Source organism: Paenibacillus sp. cl123 (assembly GCF_900101595.1).
Classification (GTDB): domain Bacteria; phylum Bacillota; class Bacilli; order Paenibacillales; family NBRC-103111; genus Paenibacillus_G.
Window position 1 is genome coordinate 537,196 of sequence record NZ_FMYY01000001.1, and the last position, 21,035, is coordinate 558,230.

Sequence of the window (21,035 nt, forward strand, 5' to 3'; positions counted from 1 at the left end):
GGCTGAATAATGAGAGCGTAAGCCTACTATACGGAAGGGGAAAACATCATGAATGACATGAATGGAAAATCCTGCTGCGGCGCTGGACGGCAGGAGCTGGAGGGGGCCGCGGCCTCCGGACAGCTACAGCCCGTAGAGCTGCACAGTTTGAAACCGCGCGAGAAAGCCGCGCGTCCCAGCCATATGATGATTACGCTGCCCGGAGGCGAATTCCTGATGGGAACGCAGGCGGCAGACGGCTTTCCGGCCGATGGCGAAGGTCCGATCCGCAAGGTGAAGGTGGATGCGTTCCGCATAGCCGCCCATACGGTCACGAACCAGCAGTTCGGGGAATTCGTGCAGGCGACGGGGTATGTCACTGAGGCCGAACGTTTCGGCTGGTCCTATGTGTTCCATCTGTTCGTGCCGGAGCAGCGGCGGGGGGATGTTGAAGGTTCTCCGCGCGAGGCTCCCTGGTGGCTCGGCGTCCGCGGCGCTTACTGGGCGAAGCCGGAGGGAGAAGGCTCCTCGGTGGAGGAGAGGTTGAACCATCCGGTCATTCATATTTCCTGGAACGATGCGGAGGCTTACTGCCGGTGGGCGGGGGGCCGTCTGCCGACCGAGGCGGAGTGGGAATATGCCGCCCGTGGAGGGCTGGAGCAGAAGACCTACCCGTGGGGCGATCTGCTGAAGCAGGACGGCCATCACCGCTGCAACATCTGGCAAGGAAAATTTCCGACGGTCAATCATGCGGAGGACGGGTATGTGGGGACGGCTCCGGTCGATGCGTACGAGCCCAACGGCTTCGGCTTGTACAATGTCGCAGGCAATGTATGGGAGTGGTGCGCCGACTGGTTCGAGCGGGACTTTCATCGGCGCTCGGACAACGTCAACCCCAAGGGAGCCGCTGGCAGCGGACTCCGCTCGCTGCGCGGGGGCTCGTATTTATGCCACCGATCTTACTGCAATCGGTACAGGGTAGCCGCCCGGAGCAAAAATACGCCGGACAGCAGCACAGGCAATATGGGCTTCCGGATGGCTATGGATGTTTGATCAGCCTCATGCATGAAGACAAAAGCCGTTCCACGCCGGGTAATCCGCCGCGGGGACGGCTTTTTCCGGTTTTAACGGTACATGCGTCCGACAGGCGGTCGACCTACCGGATATGTGCGAAGAATCGTATAAACGCATCCGACTGACGGATACAATATGGGTTTGCCCGATTACATTTTGATAACAGCTATGGAGGTAAAGTTCGTAAAGCTTGCAGGACAAGCAGCGGTTATTACAGGAGCGGCTCTGGTATGGGGAAGTCATTGCAGAGCTGATCGCTTCGGAGGGAGCAAACGCGGTGGTCCCGAAGTTGAATCTTGAGAGCGAGAGCGCGAATCTGGTTGTGCAAGGCATCGCCTGGGCGTTAAGCAGCCGTAAGGCATTTTTCTTCGGCCGCGGCCAGGACCTGGCGCAACATTTTCCGGGAAATAATCGTATATGTTCATGGCTGGCACAGTTAATATTTTGTTAATACGTTATTCATAGAAACTCAATAGGCGTCGTCTATAATGGGTAGTAAGGAAACGTTTCCCCACTACAGAATTAAAAGGAGACTCAATAATGAAGCTTAGCAAAAAGACGGTGACCGCACTCTCATTTACGATCGGAGCATGTGTGTTTGTTTCTACGGCGTTTGCCGACGCGCTGCTCGGCTCCGGTTACGACCGGTTGAAGAGCTCGGTGAAAATGACGGCCTCGCAGATGGAAGCTGGCCTGGGCAGCTATAAGCTCGAGTCGCTTATGACGATAAAGAGCAATGGTCAAGAGGTACTGCAAACCTCCAGCTTCAAGAAGATCGATATGAACATGAAGGCTTCCGAAGAATCAACGGTAACCCAATATGCCGGCGGCCAAACGACAAGCTATTATTCCTACTCCGACACCAAGCGTTCGGTCTGGAAAAACGACAAAGACGCCCAATATTATGTGACAGAATTCCCTGAGGGTCAGTACAGAGGAAAGCGGGAGATGTTTACTAACCCGTTCAACGAGAAGGAAGCTCCTGAGATCGAGAAAATCGTCGACGCCGTAGTCGGCAATCTCAAGGACTATGTACAGGCAGAGGAGAGAGCGGATGGCGGAAAAGTATATGCCGGAAGTCTGTCCGAAGCTCAGGTGCCGGCCATCGTGAATGCGGTATCCTCCTTCGGCTTGAAGCAGATGCTTAGGGATCAGGCTCGCTCGTCCCAGGATGCGAAGCTGCCGGCGATCGAAAGCGATATTTTCGTGAAGAAAGTGACAGGTACGGCGATTGAAAACAAAGCCGGCTTGCTGGAAAGCATGACGGGCGAGATTATTGTGAGCGGGAAAGACAAGGACGGCGTCCAGCATGACCTGTCTGCGGGCATCGTGTTCAAGCTCTCCGACGTTGGCAAGACCACGGTAGCGGCTCCCGACCTGACCGGCGCGAAGGTTGAGAAGGTAAGCCAGACAAACGGCTTCGGCAGCAAGCATGTGGGGACCTATGTCAATAACATCGTGATGGAGAAGGACGGCCAATTCGTCAAAATCGGCGAAAGAAAGCTGGAGATTACAAGCGTAGACGAGAACAAAGTGGCAGGCAAATATTCCGAAACCGTAAAGCCCGGCTATGAATCCGAATATGGGAAGCCTTACAGCTTTGATTTCGAGTATAACCCTGACCAGACGAAGTCCATGCCTTTGTTCACGTATACGAATGACAAGGGCGAGCAGGCGAACGGCCAGCTGCATCCCGGAAGCAATGGCAAGGTATACCTCAATCTGGACATTGAAGTGGTGGACGAAAATTCGTACCGGTCCAGCTCAAGCCAGTATTTTGATGGAGAATTTACCCGCATATTTGCGGAATAACAGAGAGGGGAGCCGCCATGCGCGGCTTCCCGATATGCTTTTTGTGGAGGGGACGCGGCAGGTTATGCATAAAGCGATTGAGATTAACGGATTGACCAAAATGTACAGCAATGGCCGGGGGATCAGCGACCTGAATCTGGCGATCGATCAAGGCGATGTGTTCGGCTTCCTGGGACCCAACGGCGCGGGCAAGACGACAGCGATGAAAATGATGGCCGGACTGATGAAGCCCGATCGCGGCGAGGTGAAAATCTTTGGCGCGAGCGTCCAGGACGATTATGTGAATGCCATGAAGCATACCGGCTGTCTGATCGAGACGGCGGAATCGTATCCGTATTTGACGGCGAATGAAAACCTGAAGCTGTTTGCCAGATTTTATCCGGATGTGGATCAGCGGCGCATCGACGAGTGCCTCGAAATTACCGGCATGCTGAAATATAAGCATGAGAAATCGCGGAAATTTTCGCTCGGGATGAAGCAGCGGCTGGGGGTCGCGGCGGCGATATTGTCCAGGCCGAGACTGCTGATCATGGACGAGCCGCTGAACGGACTCGATGTCGAAGGGATGCTGGAGATGCGCAGGCTGATCAAGGAGCTTGCCGAAGAGGGGACGACCTTCTTTATTTCCAGCCACCTGATTCATGATGTGGAGCTGACCTGCACCCGGATCGGCGTCGTATACGGCGGCAAGCTTGTGGGGATGGATTATACCCGGGATATCCTCTCGAATTATTCGTCGCTTGAGCATTATTTCGTAAGTGAGGTGGACCGCAATGGGAGGATTTAAGGCAGCCTTCTTGAATGAAGCCGTGAAGATGCTCAAGAAGAAGAAGCTGATTGCGGCCGCCATCTTATCCATCCTGGCCGTGGTGATCGGACAAGTTGCCGTAACGGTCATCAAGCACGGTCTTGGCTTGCGGGTTGTAGGCAGCACGGAATTTCCGCTGGTCGTGTTATCGATATTTGCTTATACGATTTTGCCGTTGTTTGCGACGTTCGTGGCGATCGATATGTTCAGCGGCGAGTTTTCTTCCAATACGATGAAAATAACGCTCACCAGACCGGTTACCAGACTGGGGGTTTTCAGTGCGAAGGTGCTGAATCTGGCCGCCTTTATCATGGGCAATCTGCTGTTTGTTATGGTGCTTTCCCTGCTGGCGGGCTTCCTGTTCAATATGACGTCCGTGAGCTTTATCGGGATAGTCCGGGTGGTCTTATCCTATATCGCGACGTTTTTGCCCATCTTCGTGTTTTCCTTGCTGGTGGTGCTGCTGTCCAATATGCTCCGGGGAGGCTTGGCGGTTTTTTTCCTGGCCATCCTTGCGTTTCTGGCCCTGAATGTGCTGGGCATCGTATTCTCCGGCTACTCGAGCTTTTTCATTACCTCCATGTTCGACTGGTATACGCTGTGGATCTCCGAAACGATCAACGCGTTTAAAATACTCCGCCAGCTATTGATCATGTCCGGCTGTGGTATAATGCTGTTTACGGCAGGTTATTATTTGTTTGACAGAAAGGATATATAGGAAGGTATGGCATGCATGTAACAAAACGCTTTTTTGCGATGAATGCGCTCGCTCTGCTGCTGTCGCTCGTGGTGACGGCGCTCGCAGTCCTTGTATTTGTTGCCTCCTATACGAAGCTGTTCGGCAGGGAAGCGGATATTCACGAATGGAAAAGGGTGTTTGAGGCCAGAACGGGGATCAGCGAGATCAAGCGGGAAGCGTTGACCTTGGAGTTTGAGCGTCTTTTGGAGCAGCCTTATCAGCATACGCTGTCCGACCGGGTGAAGGCGCTTGGCGCCCATGCCATTGTTCTGAAAAACCGGGAGGTTCTGTTTGCCACCGGGCCGTTCAGCGCCATGGATATCGAGAAAAGTCTGCTGCTGACAGCCGGCGAGCCGAATCAGGACACGCTGGAGCTTGACGGCAAGACGTATATGTTTGACCGGGCCGCGTACAAGCTCCCCTCCGGCGAGGACGGGCTGCTGCTGCTGCTCGCCCCGGTCAAGCCGCAGACGGACTTTTATTGGGTGGTTGGCCTGTTCACGGCCGGCTTTTTTATCCTGGTGTTTATGTTGATGAACCTCTGGGTTTCCTACTCGTTCTCGCGCGGGATTATATTGCCTATGACCCGCTTGAGGAGCGCCGCGGCGAAAATCAGCGAAGGCGATCTGGACTTCGGGATTGCGGAAGAGGGCGAGGACGAGGTTCGGGAGCTGTGCCGGACGCTGGAATTCATGCGGCTTAAGCTGAAGGAATCGGTTTATTGGCAGCAGAAATATGACGAAAACCGGACCTTCCTCGTATCGAGCATATCGCATGATCTGAAGACGCCGGTGACGTCGATCAAAGGTTATATCGAAGGCATTATCGACGGGGTGGCCAAGACGCCGGAGAAGATGACGGAGTACCTGGAGACGGCCCGCAACAAGGCGGTGCTCGTCAATACGATGATCGACGATCTGCTGCTGTATTCCAAGCTGGATCTCAATCAGCTTCCTTATCATTTTGAGAAAAGCGATCTGGCCGGGTATTTCGAGGATTGCGTGGCGGATTATGCCTATGAGTACAGGCAAGCGGGCATTTCCCTGGAGCTGATCAACGAGCTGAAGCAGCCGGCGACCGTCTTCATGGATCGCGAACGGCTGAGGCGAGTGATTCAGAATATTCTCGATAATGCGGCCAAGTATGCGGATAAGGCGAACGGCAAGGTGGCGATCATCCTCAGAGAAACCCGGACAACGGCGATTGTAGAAATAAGGGACAACGGGCAAGGCATACCGGAGAAAGAGCTTCCTTATATCTTCGACAGGTTCTACCGGGTGGAGGCTTCCCGCACCAATACCGACGGAAGCGGTCTGGGGCTGGCGATCGCCAAGCAGATCGTGGAAGGCCATGGAGGAAGCATCTGGGCCAGAAGCGACGCGGGGGAAGGAACCCGAATCATGATATCATTGAACAAAGCCTAGTATGACGAAAGAGGTTATGATGAAGAAGATACTGATCGTGGAGGACGACCAAAGCATTGCTAATCTGCAGAAGGATTACCTGGAGCTGAGCGGCTATTCGGTCATGATCGTGAATAGCGGGAATGAGGGGCTGAAGGCGCTGGAACAGGCGGAATTCGAGCTTATTATTCTGGATATCATGCTGCCGGGCATGGATGGCTTCGAAGTGCTGCGGGCGATCCGCGAGCAGGACGATATCCCCGTGCTGCTCGTATCGGCCAGGGCGGAGGAGATCTACAAGATTAACGGTCTGGGTCTCGGCGCGGACGACTATATCACCAAGCCGTTCAGCTCGGGTGAACTCGTGGCCCGAGTGAACGCTCACCTGAAGAAGTTCGAACGGATGAAAGAACGGTTCGGAAGAGAGCCGGCGGAAGTGAAGCTTCAAGTTCGGGGGCTTGAGATCCAGAAGGACGCCAGGCGGGTGCTTGTGAATGGACATGAGGTCATGCTGGCTCAGAAGGAATTCGACCTGCTGCTGTTTCTGGCCCAGCATCCCAACCGGGTGTTCAGCAAGGACGAGCTGTTCGAGCGAATCTGGGGGATGGACGCGCTGGGGGACACCTCCACGGTGACGGTCCATATCGCCCGCATCCGGGAGAAGATCGAAGAGCATCCGTCCAAGCCTCAATACATCGGAACCGTGTGGGGATCGGGATACCGATTTATGGTGTGACTTGTACGCAAGCCGGCCGGGACGACAAGCTTGGCTGATGCAGACGTATAACAGCAAACAAGCCGGCGATTTCTCGCCGGCTTGCTGCAATTTCTTGGGAGCTTTATAGTGTTTCTTATTGCGCGGGCGTCGTCTGCCCTTCCATCGGCCTGTTCCGGCCGCCGCCCATACCGCCAGCAGGTCCGCCGCCCATTCTACCAGCGGGTCCGCCGCCCATGCCGCCGCCGGGCCCGCCGTGTCCTGCGCTGGCCGCCGCAGTCACTCCCGATTCGTTCAGCCAGGTTACGGAAGCAGAGGGCGTGAAGGTTACGACCCTGGTCCCGTTCACGTATTGCCCGCCCGTGGTCAAGCCGCCTTGCGATTGACCGCCCTGCACGCTTCCGCCTGAATAAAGGGTATAGCTGGCATCCTTCTTCAGACCCGGCGAGCTGATGACGACGGTCTGATAAGCTTTGGACGGCGTGAAGGTCGCTATGTCGTTGCCGCTGCCGTCTGCCAGACGAACGAGCGTACCGGCCGATTGGGTCTGCGGATAGCTCATGACGATCGCGTATTGAGCGGATGTATCGGATGGCGCCATCGCCATGCCGGCGCTGCCCGCGGCAATCAGGAGGCCGCCGCTCAACGCAAAGCTGCCGTCATAGTCCAGCGCGGCATTGCCGTTATTGGTCGGTCCGTTCACCAGCACGGTACCGCCGGACATTTCGATTGAGCCGTTCGCGTCCAGCCCGTCGCCTACGGCGTCTACGCTCAAATAACCGCCGCTGACGACAAGCCTGTTATTGCCCGTGGAAGCAAGCTGGTTTTGCCCGGGACGGCCGCCCAGCGCGGATTCATCCTTGCCGCCCGCCACATTGACCCCGTCATCGGTCGCAGTCACATAAGTTTCCCCGCCCTGAAACGTAATCAGCGAGCTTTCGATTCCTTCATAACTTTTAACGATATTCGTCTTGCCGCCGGTGATCGTGATGGAAGCATCGGCATGAATCCCGTCATCGCCGGATGCAAGCTTCAGCTCGCCTCCTGCAATGACGATATGGCCGTTACTGTGTACGGCGTCGTCCGCCGAGTCGATGTTGAAGCTGCCGCTTGCCACGAAAATGTTCGCCGCAGCCTTCACTCCTTTGGTGCTGGCGGGCTCTGCTGCCGTCGCTTGTTCGGTTGCCGCCGGCGCAGGCGCTGCCCCGCGGGGAGCTTGTCTGAAATCCTCGGTCTTCACGGCGCCGTTCACGCTGCCGCCACCCGCCTTGATATCAAAGCTGCCGCCGTCGAGGCGTACGGAAGCCGCCGCCTGCATGCCGTCGCTGCCTGCCGCGATGGTGAAGGAGCCGCCTGCGACGACGATATTACCTTTGGATGCATCGGTATCGTTCGTGGTTTTGATTCCGTCGCCGCCGGCCTGGATCGTGAGCGTCACGTCTTGAACAGCTACAAGATCGCGTCCGATAATCCCGTCATCTTTGGCCTGAATCTCGATCGTTCCTCCGGTGATGATCAGATCGTCTTTGCTTGCAATGCCGTCGTTGTAACGTCCTTGAACGGCCAGTTTGCCCTTGCCGTTTACAGCCAGATCCGCTTTGCTGAAAATCGCCGCGCTCGGCTCATCGGAAGAAGCGTCCGGGTACACATACGTCTCGCCGTCGGACACGGTATTCTCCGTACCCTCCTGGAGCGTAAGGATTACCTTATCCGCCGCCTTCACATAGAGAGGGGCGCTGTCGCTGCTGCGCAGGTCGACCCCGTTCAGCACGAGCTGTACGTCGTCCTTGTCTCCGGCTTCGACGATGATCTGTCCGTCGCTCAGCTTGCCGCTCAGCACGTAGGTTCCGGGCGCAGTGATTACAACGCCCCCGCCTGCGGCCTTCGCTCCCGAACCGTCGATCGCCGCATCCGCGCCGTTCAGCTGGATTTTGATCGCCGTCTCCTGGCTCCAATCCGCTTTCAAGTCGGCCTCCTTGAATGTGGCCTTCTCAGGCATATCGGCGCTGACCTGCGTCTGGGCCGAGGTTTGCGCCGCCGAGGCTCCATCGCCGGAAGACTTCGCAGCGGCCGCGGCGGATTCCGCCGTGCCGGCCTGCGAGGCAGCCGGGTCGGCAGGCGTGCTGCAGGCGGATAAAACGGCCACGCACAGCAGCACGCTCCATAATTTAGACGTGTTCGATCCTTTTTTCATAACAATCTTTCCTTTCCGTTGTGAACTGGGGTTAATAGTCTGAGGCTGTCGGGCTCATGGTCAAGGTGATATCCAGATTGCCGTTGCGGCAGCGGATAGCGTCGAGAAATTCCTTCTGATTCGTCAGATGATCCATCGTCACCATATAGACAACCTCATACAGACTGCCAAGCTCGGTCGTGCGCACTTTCTTGAGCTCATAGGCAATGTGGAAGCTCTTGAACACTTGGTCGAACGCTTCCATGTAGCCAAGGTCCTCCGGAACCGTTACCTTCAGCATGCGCTGTACCGTTTTTTTCTCCCCGAACTTGAGGAAGCTCAAGATAACCATTAGCGCGCAGAGACAAATTGTAAAAAGGACGGCATAACCGAAAGCTCCTACGCCGACAGCGAGCCCGGCCGCCATGGTGAACAGCACGTAAGCGATGTCCTTGGGATCGCCGGGAGCGCTGCGGAACCGGATGATCGAGAACGCGCCCGCCAGACTGAAGGCCCGTGCGATATTGCTGCCGATCAGCAAAATGATAATGGCTACGATGGCCGGCAGCAGCACCATCGTCAAGCTGAAGTTCTGCGAATATCCGCCGCGGCTGCTTGTTTTCATATAGGTCGCACTGATAATCCCGCCCAGCAAAACCGAGATCAGGATCGTAAGCAGGGCGTGTGATAAGGTTAACTCTGTCGTCGCCCCGGTCGAAGCAAAAATGGATTCAAGCATAAAGCGTCTCCCCCTGTGCCGTCGGTTCTTGGTTCATGATATATTTCTTGTATTCATTGCCGTACTTCGAAAAGCTCGTCCGGAACATCTGATGTTCCGACAGCATGCGGGACAGCCACATCGGCACCGTCTTCTCCGCCTTCACTTCCATGAGCCATCGCCCCGGCTCGAGCAGCGCTTGGCCGTAATCCCCGTCTTCAAGCCTCAGGTCGCAGCGTCTGGACCGGATATTCGTATCGAAGGTAATGCGGAGATCCCGGCTGTTTTTGCAAAATAACGCTTTCCGGTCATAGGCCAAATACACTTTCGGCTCAAGCTCGTAGCGCTGCAGAAAATAATGAATCTCATGCAGCACCTGCTTGTTCATATAGGGCTGAAGCTCGGGCTCCATTCCTGTGCGGACAAAGTCGTAAGCCTCGTCCAGAGCGAGCGCCGTCCGTCTTTTATTGACGAGGCCGAATACCTTTTTCTTCAGCTCCAGATATACCTTGGCATCCTGCTTCGGTACGCCGTACGCTCTCAGCCGCAGCTTCTCCTTGTATTTCGGCTTCGAGAGGCTTTTGCGGATTAAAGCGTCATCCTTCGTATCGAAGTAGATATTGCTGATGGCGTAGAACGGATGCTGCTTGTTGTAATCGTCAAGCTCCATATATTCGAGCAGCCGGTTGTAAAACGAATGATAGGCCGCATCGTCCAGCAAATATTTGTTTTCATACCGGTTGAATACCTCAATGGCCAATGCTTAGCTCCCCCTTACTGTTTCATGAACTCGTTCATTTATTTACTTCGCTTGCCCGATAGCCAGAAGTATAAGCGCCCAAGCTGAGGGCGTCCTGAACACAAGTTGAAAGCTGTTTGAGCGCAAGCTGAAAAATTGCTGAATGTGCGGCCGCAACCTTTTATTGGAATGCCTCGTCTAGGAGATTAGAACTTATGCACCATCTTCTAGAAGGAGAGGACGAATTTATGAAATTAGTCAAAAAAGCCGCCCCGATCGCGGTAGCTTCGGCGCTGCTGTTGTCCTGCGCCCCCCATGCATGGGCTTCGGAGCCTGTCAATTCCGCAACGACTTCCAGTCCGGCCACAGGCACGGCCGATGCCATCAGCCTGCCGCCAGGCAAGGGAGATGCGCCGATCGTCGAGCCAACCGTCACAAGGGAGCAGGCGATCGAACTGGCCAAGAAGCACATTACGATTCCGGAAGGCTACACGCTGCAGTCCGTTAACCTGAACTCCTATTCGGGGGACAATGTCCCGAACTGGTCGCTGAGCTATACCCGGAAGATTAAGGAGCATTATTACTCGAACATCAATGTCAGCATCCATGGCTTGAATGGTAAGCTAACCGCTTATAACGCTTACAATGCCGACCCAGATCAGAAGCCCAGCTATCCGCCGAAGGTGGATTTCCAGGGAGCGAAGTCGATTGCGGACGGCTGGCTGAAGAAGCTGAATCCCGAGGAAACCGTCCAATACAACGATCAGGCGGAGAAGCAGTTCCGCACGCCGCTTAACGGCAATTATGTTTACAACATCCGCTATGACCGGATCGTAGACGGGGTGCCTTTCCCGCAGGACGGGATTTCTGTCGATGTGAACGGGGAAGGCGAAGTGACGGGCTACAGCTTCCGCTGGACCGACGGCGTCGACTTCGAGAAGGGCGTAACCCCGCTCGGGACGGACAAGGCGCTGCAGGCGTTCCGGGACAAGGCCGATATTGCGCTGTCGTATGAGATTCCGTATGAATCGCGTCAGGAACGCAAGCCGCTCATCGCGTATAGGATGAACACGTTCATGATTGATGCGGCGAAGGGCGAGCCGTGGAGCCCGATGAATATTCCTGTGCTGTCCAGCTCCGAGAAGAAGCCGATTACCGACAAGCCGCTTGCGGAGAAGCCTGCCGCCGATCTGAATTTGACCAAGGACCAGGCGATTGCCAAGGTGACCTCCGCCTTCGGACTGCTGAAGGATTATAAGCTGGAGGATGCTCATTATAATGAAAATACCGATCCGGCTACCGGCAAAACTTCGGCGAGCTGGTCGCTGCGCTGGAGTCTGGCATCGGAGAAGGATCCGCTCGGCAAAGGCATGGATAATCTCTGGGCAAGCGTAAACGCCAAGACCGGGGAAGTGACCAACTTCAACCGCAGCATGCCTTATATGATGGATGCGAAGACGAGCTTCGAGCCTAAGGTAACGTTAGAGGATGCGAAGGCGAAAGCGATTGAGTTCGTGCGCCAGCAGCTTCCCGCGCATACGCATCAGCTCGTGCTGGACGATGCGGGACTTGCATCCGTGCCGGAGGCCAGACTGAAGGAGCTGCGTACGTGGGATATCCGGTTCAACCGGGTAATCGACGGCGTCAATGCGAATCATGAGGGCGTAAACATCAGCATCGACAGAGAATCGGGCCAGATCGTGAACTTCTACGGCTCGCTGAGCGAAATCGCTTATCCGGCAACGAAGCCGGAAGTTATCGGCGAGGACAAAGCGAAGGATCTGCTCTTCTCCCAATACGATATTCAGCTGTCTTATGTGCTTGTCGAGGGCTTTGTTCCTTATGCGGGCGGCGGTATCACCGAGCAGAAATACAAGCTGATGGTAGCCGCGGGAGAGATTCCTCCAGGCGGAGCTGCGATCAGCACGAAGAAGGAAGCCAAGCTCGTGTATACGCTCGTCTCCAAGTTTACCCGCGAGCCGTTTTTCCTGGACGCTCAGACGGGCGGATGGAGAAATGCTTCCACGGGAGAGCCGATCGTGCTTGAGACAATCAAGGCCGAGGATATTGAAGGCCACTGGGCGCAGCGCGAGCTGCAGCTGATGCTGGATTATCAGGCGCTGGATCTGAAGGATGGCAAGGTGAATCCTAACCAGGCGATGACGCGCGGGGAAATGATCAAGATGCTGGTCATTGCCATGAACGGAGGCAACTACGGCATTTATTACGGAGCGGAGCGCGCGGCTTCCTTCAAGGATGTAGCCAACGGTTCAGCATATTTCGCTTATGTAGAAAACGGAGTGGACCGCGGACTGATCGATCCGGGCACCGAGTTCAATGCAAACGCAACGATGACGCGGGAAGATATGGCCCAGCTGATCATCCGCGCACTGGGCTACAAGAAGCTGGCCGAGAATACAGGAGTGTTCAACCAAAACTTCACCGACGCCGGCGATGTGAAGCAGGTCGGCCAGGCGGCGATCGTCGTGGGCCTCGGCATCATGTCGCTGACGGACGGCAGCTTCAAGCCGGCCGAAGAGGTCACGCGCGCGCAAGCCGCAACGGCGTTCTTCCGCTATCTGCAGAAGCGTGAAGAGCTGCAGCAGTCGCCGCGGTACTACTAAAGCTCTTAATGGCAGGGGCGCTGACCGGTCTGCTCAATCATGAGATGGCTGAGGCTATCCTACAAGCAGAAGTCTGCCTCGTTTATCGAATGACAGGATAATCGTTATCGACTTAGGTCTCCCGTTAACGTGAGACCTAAGTCGTAACGGATGTCCCACGCAAATCCCTCATGTTGACCGCAAGTCATGAGCATTTTATACGGTAATCCGCCCAATCCCCACGTTTTGACCGTTAGAAGGCAGCATTTTGTACGGTAATCCGCCCACACCCCCACGTTTTTAGCGTTAGAAGGCAGTATTTTGTACGGTATTCCGTACAACCTCCACGTTTTTAGCGTTAGAAGGCAGTATTTTGTACGGTTATCCGTACAACCTCCACGTTTTGACCGTTAGAAGGCGGCGTTTTGTGCGGTATTCCGTACAACCCCCACGTTTTTAGCGGTAGAAGGCGGCATTTTGTACGGTATTCCGTCCAATCCCCACGTTCTTAGCGATAGAAGGCAGCGTTTTATACGGTATTCCGTCCAATCCCCACGTTCTTAGCGATAGAAGGCAGCGTTTTATACGGTATTCCGTACAACCCCCACGTTTTTGGCGTTAGACAGCAGCGTTTTGTACGGTATTCCGCCCAATCCCCACGTTTTGACCGTTAGAAGGCAGCATTTTGTACGGTATTCCGCCCACACCCACACCCCCCATTTTGACCGCATGTCGAGAGCGTTTTATACGAGTTTTCAGTTGCTGCTTGAACCGTATTTACCAAGTGAGAAGAGCTGCTTATGGGACAACCCCTATCTTTGTTGGCGTCCCTCGTCCGGGTGACTTCTTGGGATAGACAGCCTCTAGAAGTCCGGTGAACAAGAGGCCGGAGAGCCGATAGGGAGCTAAACAGCGAGAGAACCCCCCGATCGGCCGAAGGCTTTGCGTCGTTCACCGGACTTCTAGGTTTCGTATACGATCTGTCCGGTCATGGACAAGTCATAACCCTGAATGGATGCCAATTCCCTGCGCAGCTGTTCGGACTTCAGGATGGCAAGCACCGACTCGATCCAGGCCCGATTGGCGCCCGTTTTGAGCATGACAAGATCATAGCGCTCCTGGATAAGCGGTATGAATTGCGCTCCGACTGCGGCTGCCGCCTTCTCAATGCCCACTCCGGCATCGGCGGCGCCGCTGACGACCGCTCCGGCCACGCTCAGGTGGCCGGACACTTCGTCGTCGTAGCCGGTAACGCGCGAAGGGGAGATGCCGTGCAGCCGCAGCTGCTCGTCCAGCAGCACGCGAGCTCCGGCTCCCTTCTCCCGGTTCACGATGCGGACATCGTCCCGCTGCAGATCCATCCAGCCGCGAATCCGCCTAGGGTTGCCCGGCTGTACATAGAGGCCCGCCGGCCTGCTGACCAGATTGACGACGACATAGGAGAACCCCGATAATATCCGGCGTATGTACGGGACATTGTACGCTCCGGTATCTCCGTCAAGCAAATGGGTGCTGACGATGTCCGCTTGCCCCTGATACATCGCGATCAGACTGTCCAGACTGCCGGCCTGCGACCGCAGAGCACGGTAAGCGCCCGTTTGTTTCTCAATATGTCTTGCCAGGATGTCCAGGCTGACGTCCTGACCGGTGATGACCAGCTGGCGCTGGCCTTCGCCCGACCGATCAGGCGGGAGCGACGAGGGCGGCATGCTGGTGCCGCCGGCTTTGGCTTGGCGCTTGTAGCGCTCAAGATCGGAGGCGTCGACTCGCATCTGACGTCCTACCCGGTAGGCGGGCAAGTCGCCTTTTTTGATCAGATCGTAGACAGTCAGCTTGGAGATTTTGAGCAGCTTGGCGATTTCTTCTGTCGTGTAGGAGCGTTCTTCCGTTATGTTGTTCACCGTCCCCAGGCATGCGTAATTCGTCCATATCTTTATTATACGGAACAATCGGCGCCCGGCGCTACAAGCTGCGACGGCAAAAATCCCCCCGGCTGCTGCCGGAGGGATACCGCATGGTTCCAGAAAGATCAATTATTCGTATGGCGGGCCAGATTCACCAAAGCGCGGGAGAGCACCTGCTGCTCCTCCTTGCTGGAAACCTTCCACAGCTCCTTAAGCAGCTTCTCCTCACTATTGCGCGGCTCCTCATGATTGGCCAGGTAGGAAGCGACCTTCAACGCCAGCGCATTCAGCTGTTCCTCATTCAAACCGAGCTTCTCCGCCAGCTCGATGCGGCGCCCCAGATAACCGATGAAGGAATCGAAATTCCGCAAAATTTCTTCCTTTTTCCCTTCGTCCAGCCGCTGCATCGTCTCTTCCAGTTTGTCGGGCTGCAATGTACCGTCTTTGTCTAATAAATGGTTAAGCTCCGTCATATGGCTTCAGCTCCTGTTCTGGTTTGAAGTAATAGGCTTGTTCACCGTATGATTAAACGGCTTCTCATTTGTCGAATCATTTCTGCGCAAATTCCGCTTATTAAATATAATTAGATATATCTATTTATAACTAAATATATTTTAAAACGGGGAAAGTGATGCTACAATCAGAAGCAGAAACCGACTTGGGAGAAGGAGCGAATGAGGATGCGCCATCATGGAATCAAGCTGCTGCTGCTGGCCGGACTGCTGCTGCCCGCCGGCTGCGGCAAGGAAGGGGTCAAGGGGGGAGAGCAGCAGGCGGGTTCGGCTCCTGTACCCGGGAAGCAGGTGGAGCTGCTCGTATCGGCGGCAGCGAGTCTGACCGATAGCTTGAATGAGCTGGAGACCGCGTATACGAAGCTTCATCCCGAGGTTAAGCTGATTTTTAATTATGCGGCTTCGGGAACGCTGCAGCAGCAGATAGAGCAAGGAGCGCCAAGCGACCTGTTCTTGTCGGCAGGGGCCAAGCAGATGGAAGCGCTGGTGGAGAAGAAGCTGGTAGCGGCGACGGACCGGACGAATCTGCTGACCAATGAGCTTGTCGCGGTAACGGCCAAGGACGGACAAGCTTCGATAGCGGGCGTGCAGGATCTGGCGGGTCCGGTCGTTAAGAAGCTGGCCGTCGGCCAGCCGGAATCGGTGCCTGCCGGCAGCTATGCCAAGGAATCGCTAACCTTCCATAAGCTGTGGGATCGGCTGCAGCCGAAGATGGTGTTCGCCAAGGATGTCCGCCAAGTGCTCAGCTATGTCGAAACCGGCAACGTCGAAGCCGGCTATGTGTATCGTACGGATGCGTTGTCCTCTGGCAAGGTGCGTATCGCGTACACGGCAGATCCGGCCGGCTACAAGCCGGTGGAATACCCGATCGGCATCGTGAAGGCGACCGCCCGGCCGAAGGAAGCACGGGAGCTTTACGAATATCTTCAGGGCCCGGAGGCCCGCGAGATTTTTATTAGACACGGCTTCACCGTACCGAAAAAATCATGAACGGGACAGTTATCGACTGGGCATCGTTCGCTGAGCCGATCCGGCTGTCGCTGCAGGTTACGCTGCTCGCAAGTTTGATCGTATTTGCAGCCGGTGCCGCCGCAGCCTGGGGGATGACCCGGGTCCGGTTCCGCGGACAGACGCTGCTGGAGACGGTCATGCTGCTCCCGCTAGTGCTGCCGCCTACCGTCGTCGGCTTCGTGCTTCTTGTGCTTCTGGGTCGCAAAAGCGCGCCAGGCATCTGGTTCGAGCAGCTGTTCGGGGTATCGCTCGTTTTTACTTGGTATGCCGCTGTGGTGGCTTCCGCAGTAGTGGCCTTTCCGCTTGTGTACCAGACGGTCAAGGTCGGCTTCCACTCCGTGGACCGCGACCTGCAGGATGCGGCCCGCTCGATGGGGGCGAATGAATGGCAGGTGCTGCGGATGGTGACGCTGCCGCTTGCCTGGCGGTCGCTCAGGGCGGGCTACGTGCTCGGCTTTGCCAGAGCGCTGGGCGAGTTCGGCGCCACGCTGATGCTGGCGGGCAATATCCCCGGCAGGACGCAGACTGTGCCGACCGCCATTTATATAGCGGTAGATTCCGGACAAACAACGCTGGCATGGCTCTGGTGCGGCTCTATCGTGCTGATCAGCATGCTGCTGCTGTGGATCGCCGGTAAGCCCGGACGTTAGCGGCCGACAACCGGCCCGATTATTTTTGAGATTGCTGGAACATATTGTCTCTTTTGCCCGTATGTAAGAGAGATTTGGCAAAATCACTACTAATTGGGAGTGTGGGGGAAATGGTCGGTTGGAAGCAAGCAGGGGCTGCTGCGCTCCTGTGCTGTACAATGCTGACAGGCTGTCAGCTGGGCACGCCAGGCGGAGATAAATCCGGGGAAACCTTGAAGAAGCTGGACAAGGACGAGAAGGCGAGCATCAAGGTCATGTACTACGACAAATCGTCGTTCTTCCAGCAGTATGGCAATTTGTTCATGGCCAAGTATCCGAATATTGAGGTTCAGGTTGTTTCACTCAGCAGTTTATACAGCGATGGCGGACAAGACCCCCGGAAGGCATTCCAGAAGCTGCTGGATGAGGAACAGCCGGATGTGCTCCTGTACTCGAATCCCGATGAATTCCAGACCGCGGCGGAGGAAGGGAAGCTGCTGGAGCTGGACAGCGTCATCCAGCAGGACAAGTTCGATATCGATAATCTGCTGGCCAGCGTGACCGCCACCATCCGGGCGAAGGGCGGCGGCAAGCTGTACGGCTTGTCCCCAACGTTCTACAGCCAAGCATTATTCTATAACAGGGATTTGTTCGAGAAGCACGGGGTGCCGCTCCCTACGAACAAGATGACGTGGGAAGAAGTGCTGCAGCTGGCCAAGCGCTTTCCAACGGGAGGAGCGGACAACGAGCGGGTTTACGGTCTGGGGATGACTAATTCGGGACCGGCGGCGACGTATTATTTTGTAAACAATATCGCCGCTACCAACGGCATGTCGTTTGTCGATGTGGACAAGCAGCAGGTGACGGTGCAGACGGACGGCTGGAAAAAGGTGCTGGAGATGACGGTGGACGCTTACCGCTCCAAGTCCATCATGACGGAGGACCCGATGAAATTTGATCCGAACCAGCCGATGACGATAAGCGATTTCGCGTTGCGGAATCCGTTTGTTGCGGGGAAAGCGGCGATGATGATCGGCAGCACCTATACGCTGACCGAGCTGGAGAGAGCCAAGGAGTCGGTGAAGAACGTCACCCCGGTCAACTGGGATCTCGTTACGGCGCCGGTTGATCCGCAAAATCGCGAAGTGACGAACTCCATATCGGTGTCCAACTTGTTCGCTGTGAACGCCCAATCCCCTAACAAGCGGGCGGCTTGGGAATTTATCAAATATATCAGCGGCGAGGAAATGGCCCGGCTGATGGCCAATATCGATCAAGGCGCCATGTCGTCCCGGACCGCATTTGTGAAGGAGCGGGACGGCCGCAGTCTGGAGCCGTTCTATATGCTGAAGATGAATGAAAATTCGCTGTACAAGGACATGGAGAAGCTGCCGCAGAATTTCTACATGCAGTTCAGTCAGCTGGCGGGGACCGAGATTCAGGCTGCCATAGACGGCAAGAAAACGGTGGATGAAGCGCTGAAAACCGTTCAAGAGCAAGGACAGCTGGCCCTCACAAGGAGCATACAGGAGCAGGAAGAGAAGGACAAAAACGAGGCGGGCAAGGCCAAGTAAGCGGAGAAGGACCAAGTAAGCCGGACAGGACACAGACATTTCTCTCATACGGACTTCCTTCTGCTGACGCTAAAAGAAAGAGGAGCTGCTTTACGCTGCGCTCGGTGATCCCTTATCGGAAGGGATTTTCGAGTGCGCGTATCGCAGCTCCTGTTTGTTCAACTCTCAAGCCGAGAACCGGCTGTATATGGACGATGGCTTGCCGCTTATACGAACTTAGGCAGCCAGTTGCCGTGCGCTTCGATCATCTCGTCGCACATCGCAACGATTTCGTCGATCGACAGCTCGGCGGCTGTGTGCGGATCAAGCAGCGCAGCGTGGTAAATATGCTCCTTCTTGCCGGTAATCGCCGCTTCGAGCGTCAGCAGCTGGGTGTTGATGTTAGTCCGGTTCAGCGCTGCCAGCTGCGGAGGCAGATCTCCGACATAAGTCGGCGTTACGCCGTTGCTGTCGACCAGGCACGGCACCTCGACGCATGCTTCCCGCGGCAGGTTGGTGATCAGGCCGGTGTTCATGACGTTGCCGCCGATCTTGAACGGCTCGTTCGTTTCCATCGCGTGCAGCATATAGGAAGCATATTCATGGGAGCGCTTATGCTCCAGATTTTTATCATTCACGAGCTCTTCGCGCATCGTCTTCCAGCGTTCGATTTGATTGATGCAGCGGCGCGGATATTCATCCAGCGGAATATTGAGTTGCTCGATCAATTCCGGGTAATTCTTCTTGATGAAGTATGGGTGGTATTCGGCGTTGTGCTCGCTGGACTCGGTGACATAATAACCGAAGCGGAACATCAGCTCGAAGCGCACCATATCATTGTGCTTTTCCTTCTGCTTCTCGGCGGCCAGACGCTTGATCTCGGGATACAGGTCAACGCCGTCGCGGGTGCACTCCAGCAGCCACGCCATATGGTTGATGCCGGCAATTTTCGTCTTGACGCCGGTCGTATCGAGGCCGAGGCTTTTGAACAAATGCGGCATGCACACCTGCACGCTGTGGCAGAGACCTACGGTTTTGACGCCACCGTACGTGTTCATCGCGTTGGTAAGGACAGCCATCGGGTTCGTATAGTTCAGGAACCACGCGTCCGGACATACCTCCTGGATATCGCGCGCGAAGTCGAGCATAACCGGAATTGTGCGCAGATTGCGGAAAATGCCCCCGATGCCCAGCGTATCGGCGATCGTTTGGCGAAGGCCGTATTTCTTCGGAATTTCGAAATCGGTGATTGTGCAAGGATCGTAGCCGCCGACCTGGATGGCATTGATCACATATTTGGCTCCGCGCAGCGCTTCCTTGCGGTCGGAATAGGCTTTGACCGTACAGCCGCTGCCTGTTGTCGCTTTCAGATTGTTCAGCATGCTCTCCGAATCCTTGAGGCGCTGCTCGTCGATATCGAACAGAGCCAGCTCGAATTCTTGCAGCGACGGAGTCATCATACAATCGCCAAGCACGTTTTTGGCAAATACGGTGCTGCCCGCACCGATAAACGTAATTTTATTCAAATCCATCTCTTCCCTTCTTAAGTCAGCTTGTTTTGAACTTCCTGCTTCTGACTATAGCTGATCCTACTCGCAACGAACATGGAGAGAATCCATTTGCTTATAGACAAATGTAGGATTGTAGAGACTTTTCCGGAGCTTGCCGGATTTGAGACGCGAGCGCTTGCGGCCTAGTAGAAAGCCGAGTATAATCGCAAGAGACAGATGTAGGGCGCTTATGGACAAAAGGAGGCTGTTACCCATGCCGCACGCTCATTATGACAATGCCTTTAATCCGTCTCCCGGCAAAGGAGAACTGACCGTGCTGTTCAGCGGACATGCCCAAACGATGGCGGGACACCGCGTGGGACCGCAGGTGCTCGATTATTATCTGATTCATACCGTGGTTGCGGGACAAGGCGTCTTCCGCTGCCGGAATACGGATTACCGGCTTGGTCCCGGGCACAGCTTCGTCATCTTTCCCGGAGAGCTGGTCCGCTATGATTGCGAGGATGGAAACCCTTGGAAATACCGCTGGGCAGCTTTCAAGGGAGCGCGCGCCGAAGAGCTGCTTGCTGTCTGCGGGCTGACGCGCAACGCCCCGACCGCTCTGGCGGAGCGGCCGCGGCGGATGAACGCGCTCTATCACAAGCTGGAGCAGTCGCTGCGGGGGGAAGGCCAGCTGCGCAAGGAGCTGGCGGCAGGCGGAGTGCTGCGTCTGATCCTGGCCGAGTATTCGACCGCTTCCGCGGTAGGCGAGGTAAGCAAGGAGGACAGCCCGGTGATCGAACGGCAGATCGAGCAAGCGATCCGGTGGCTGACTTTGCAATATTATCAGCCGATCTCCATCGAGGAGATGGCGAAGTCGCTCGGGTATCACCGCACCCACCTGTCCAAGATGTTCAAGCAGCATACGGGCCTGTCGCCCATGCAGTATTTGCTGAAGGTGCGGATGGAGCGTGCGAAGCTGCTGCTGCAGGAATCGCTGACCGTGGAGCAGGTTGCGTCCTCGATCGGCTTTGCCGACCCGCTGTATTTCTCCAAGCAGTTCAAGAAATGCTACGGGCTAACGCCTTCCGAATACCGGCAGGACCTGCATAATCCGTATAATTGCTGAGCGGTCAATAGTCGATATGTAGAAGATTACAAGGAGGGATGAAT

General features: G+C 55.7%; 18 protein-coding genes. 12 read left to right on the forward strand and 6 right to left on the reverse strand.

Annotated features, from left to right (window positions below; genetic code table 11):
• Positions 1-48: 48 nt before the first annotated feature.
• The 7 genes from BLR08_RS02310 to BLR08_RS02340 all read left to right on the forward strand — a co-directional run bounded on the left by BLR08_RS02310 (position 49) and on the right by BLR08_RS02340 (position 6,551).
• The gene (locus BLR08_RS02310) at positions 49-1,032 is read left to right on the forward strand and encodes a formylglycine-generating enzyme family protein (protein ID WP_072328002.1); all 984 of its coding nucleotides are present in this window, start codon (positions 49-51) and stop codon (positions 1,030-1,032) included.
• Positions 1,033-1,243: 211 nt separating this feature from the next.
• The gene (locus BLR08_RS02315; RefSeq protein WP_072328003.1) at positions 1,244-1,504 is read left to right on the forward strand and encodes a hypothetical protein; all 261 of its coding nucleotides are present in this window, start codon (positions 1,244-1,246) and stop codon (positions 1,502-1,504) included.
• A gap of 89 nt (positions 1,505-1,593) precedes the next feature.
• Positions 1,594-2,865 (forward strand): hypothetical protein, encoded by a 1,272-nt coding sequence (locus BLR08_RS02320; protein ID WP_072328004.1) that lies wholly within the window; start codon positions 1,594-1,596, stop codon positions 2,863-2,865.
• Positions 2,866-2,929: 64 nt separating this feature from the next.
• On the forward strand, positions 2,930-3,652 hold the full coding sequence (locus BLR08_RS02325) for an ABC transporter ATP-binding protein (RefSeq protein WP_072328360.1): 723 nt from the start codon (positions 2,930-2,932) through the stop codon (positions 3,650-3,652).
• Positions 3,639-4,391, forward strand: a complete 753-nt coding sequence (locus tag BLR08_RS02330; RefSeq protein WP_072328005.1) for an ABC transporter permease — start codon at positions 3,639-3,641, stop codon at positions 4,389-4,391. Before BLR08_RS02325 ends, BLR08_RS02330 begins: the two co-directional genes overlap by 14 nt.
• Positions 4,392-4,402: 11 nt before the next feature.
• Positions 4,403-5,836 carry a sensor histidine kinase gene (locus BLR08_RS02335; protein WP_072328007.1) on the forward strand — a complete coding sequence of 478 codons (1,434 nt, stop codon included), beginning with the start codon at positions 4,403-4,405 and terminating at the stop codon, positions 5,834-5,836.
• Between the two features lie 19 nt (positions 5,837-5,855).
• Positions 5,856-6,551: a response regulator transcription factor gene (locus tag BLR08_RS02340; RefSeq protein WP_083536718.1), complete on the forward strand. Its 696-nt coding sequence runs from the start codon at positions 5,856-5,858 to the stop codon at positions 6,549-6,551.
• A gap of 115 nt (positions 6,552-6,666) precedes the next feature.
• On the opposite strand, the gene BLR08_RS02345 is transcribed toward BLR08_RS02340, so the two are convergent.
• Genes BLR08_RS02345 through BLR08_RS02355 form a run of 3 tightly spaced genes read right to left on the reverse strand, consistent with a single transcriptional unit; the run spans position 6,667 to position 10,181 of the window.
• Positions 6,667-8,724: a carbohydrate-binding domain-containing protein gene (locus BLR08_RS02345; protein WP_072328009.1), complete on the reverse strand. Its 2,058-nt coding sequence runs from the start codon at positions 8,722-8,724 to the stop codon at positions 6,667-6,669.
• 31 nt (positions 8,725-8,755) lie between these two features.
• Positions 8,756-9,442, reverse strand: coding sequence for a DUF4956 domain-containing protein (locus tag BLR08_RS02350; RefSeq protein WP_072328010.1), 687 nt, complete (start codon positions 9,440-9,442; stop codon positions 8,756-8,758).
• The gene (locus BLR08_RS02355; protein ID WP_072328012.1) at positions 9,435-10,181 is read right to left on the reverse strand and encodes a polyphosphate polymerase domain-containing protein; all 747 of its coding nucleotides are present in this window, start codon (positions 10,179-10,181) and stop codon (positions 9,435-9,437) included. Before BLR08_RS02355 ends, BLR08_RS02350 begins: the two co-directional genes overlap by 8 nt.
• Before the next feature lie 227 nt (positions 10,182-10,408).
• Between BLR08_RS02355 and BLR08_RS02360 the strand changes: the two genes are divergently transcribed.
• Positions 10,409-12,784 carry an S-layer homology domain-containing protein gene (locus BLR08_RS02360; RefSeq protein ID WP_072328362.1) on the forward strand — a complete coding sequence of 792 codons (2,376 nt, stop codon included), beginning with the start codon at positions 10,409-10,411 and terminating at the stop codon, positions 12,782-12,784.
• Between the two features lie 941 nt (positions 12,785-13,725).
• Here the strand turns inward: BLR08_RS02360 and BLR08_RS02365 are convergent.
• Together BLR08_RS02365 and BLR08_RS02370 are read right to left on the reverse strand one after the other, a co-directional pair.
• Positions 13,726-14,655 (reverse strand): helix-turn-helix transcriptional regulator, encoded by a 930-nt coding sequence (locus tag BLR08_RS02365; RefSeq protein WP_072328363.1) that lies wholly within the window; start codon positions 14,653-14,655, stop codon positions 13,726-13,728.
• A 137-nt stretch (positions 14,656-14,792) separates the two neighbouring features.
• Positions 14,793-15,140, reverse strand: a complete 348-nt coding sequence (locus tag BLR08_RS02370) for a DUF3243 domain-containing protein (RefSeq protein WP_072328013.1) — start codon at positions 15,138-15,140, stop codon at positions 14,793-14,795.
• A gap of 201 nt (positions 15,141-15,341) precedes the next feature.
• On the opposite strand from BLR08_RS02370, the gene modA reads away from it, so the two are divergent.
• From modA to BLR08_RS02385, 3 genes are all read left to right on the forward strand, one after another.
• Positions 15,342-16,169 (forward strand): molybdate ABC transporter substrate-binding protein, encoded by an 828-nt coding sequence (gene modA, locus BLR08_RS02375; protein WP_072328015.1) that lies wholly within the window; start codon positions 15,342-15,344, stop codon positions 16,167-16,169.
• Positions 16,166-16,840, forward strand: a complete 675-nt coding sequence (modB, locus tag BLR08_RS02380) for a molybdate ABC transporter permease subunit (RefSeq protein ID WP_072328017.1) — start codon at positions 16,166-16,168, stop codon at positions 16,838-16,840. The genes modA and modB overlap by 4 nt, the downstream gene beginning before the upstream one ends.
• A gap of 110 nt (positions 16,841-16,950) precedes the next feature.
• Positions 16,951-18,393 (forward strand): ABC transporter substrate-binding protein, encoded by a 1,443-nt coding sequence (locus BLR08_RS02385; protein ID WP_083536676.1) that lies wholly within the window; start codon positions 16,951-16,953, stop codon positions 18,391-18,393.
• 206 nt (positions 18,394-18,599) lie between these two features.
• Here BLR08_RS02385 and BLR08_RS02390 read toward each other — a convergent pair whose 3' ends face one another.
• Positions 18,600-19,898: an alpha-glucosidase/alpha-galactosidase gene (locus BLR08_RS02390; protein WP_072328365.1), complete on the reverse strand. Its 1,299-nt coding sequence runs from the start codon at positions 19,896-19,898 to the stop codon at positions 18,600-18,602.
• Between the two features lie 238 nt (positions 19,899-20,136).
• Here BLR08_RS02390 and BLR08_RS02395 point away from each other — a divergent pair, with 238 nt between their 5' ends.
• On the forward strand, positions 20,137-20,991 hold the full coding sequence (locus BLR08_RS02395; RefSeq protein ID WP_072328018.1) for an AraC family transcriptional regulator: 855 nt from the start codon (positions 20,137-20,139) through the stop codon (positions 20,989-20,991).
• Positions 20,992-21,035: the final 44 nt, after the last annotated feature.

Excerpts from the sequence above, each read along its gene's own strand:
- BLR08_RS02310 (WP_072328002.1), top strand. The coding sequence starts at position 49 with ATGAATGACATGAATGGAAAATCCTGCTGCGGCGCTGGACGGCAGGAG.
- BLR08_RS02320 (WP_072328004.1), top strand. The coding sequence starts at position 1,594 with ATGAAGCTTAGCAAAAAGACGGTGACCGCACTCTCATTTACGATCGGA.
- BLR08_RS02325 (WP_072328360.1), top strand. The coding sequence starts at position 2,930 with ATGCATAAAGCGATTGAGATTAACGGATTGACCAAAATGTACAGCAAT.
- BLR08_RS02330 (WP_072328005.1), top strand. The coding sequence starts at position 3,639 with ATGGGAGGATTTAAGGCAGCCTTCTTGAATGAAGCCGTGAAGATGCTC.
- BLR08_RS02335 (WP_072328007.1), top strand. The coding sequence starts at position 4,403 with ATGCATGTAACAAAACGCTTTTTTGCGATGAATGCGCTCGCTCTGCTG.
- BLR08_RS02340 (WP_083536718.1), top strand. The coding sequence starts at position 5,856 with ATGAAGAAGATACTGATCGTGGAGGACGACCAAAGCATTGCTAATCTG.
- BLR08_RS02345 (WP_072328009.1), bottom strand. The coding sequence starts at position 8,724 with ATGAAAAAAGGATCGAACACGTCTAAATTATGGAGCGTGCTGCTGTGC.
- BLR08_RS02350 (WP_072328010.1), bottom strand. The coding sequence starts at position 9,442 with ATGCTTGAATCCATTTTTGCTTCGACCGGGGCGACGACAGAGTTAACC.
- BLR08_RS02360 (WP_072328362.1), top strand. The coding sequence starts at position 10,409 with ATGAAATTAGTCAAAAAAGCCGCCCCGATCGCGGTAGCTTCGGCGCTG.
- BLR08_RS02370 (WP_072328013.1), bottom strand. The coding sequence starts at position 15,140 with ATGACGGAGCTTAACCATTTATTAGACAAAGACGGTACATTGCAGCCC.
- modA (WP_072328015.1), top strand. The coding sequence starts at position 15,342 with ATGAGGATGCGCCATCATGGAATCAAGCTGCTGCTGCTGGCCGGACTG.
- modB (WP_072328017.1), top strand. The coding sequence starts at position 16,166 with ATGAACGGGACAGTTATCGACTGGGCATCGTTCGCTGAGCCGATCCGG.
- BLR08_RS02385 (WP_083536676.1), top strand. The coding sequence starts at position 16,951 with ATGGTCGGTTGGAAGCAAGCAGGGGCTGCTGCGCTCCTGTGCTGTACA.
- BLR08_RS02395 (WP_072328018.1), top strand. The coding sequence starts at position 20,137 with ATGCCGCACGCTCATTATGACAATGCCTTTAATCCGTCTCCCGGCAAA.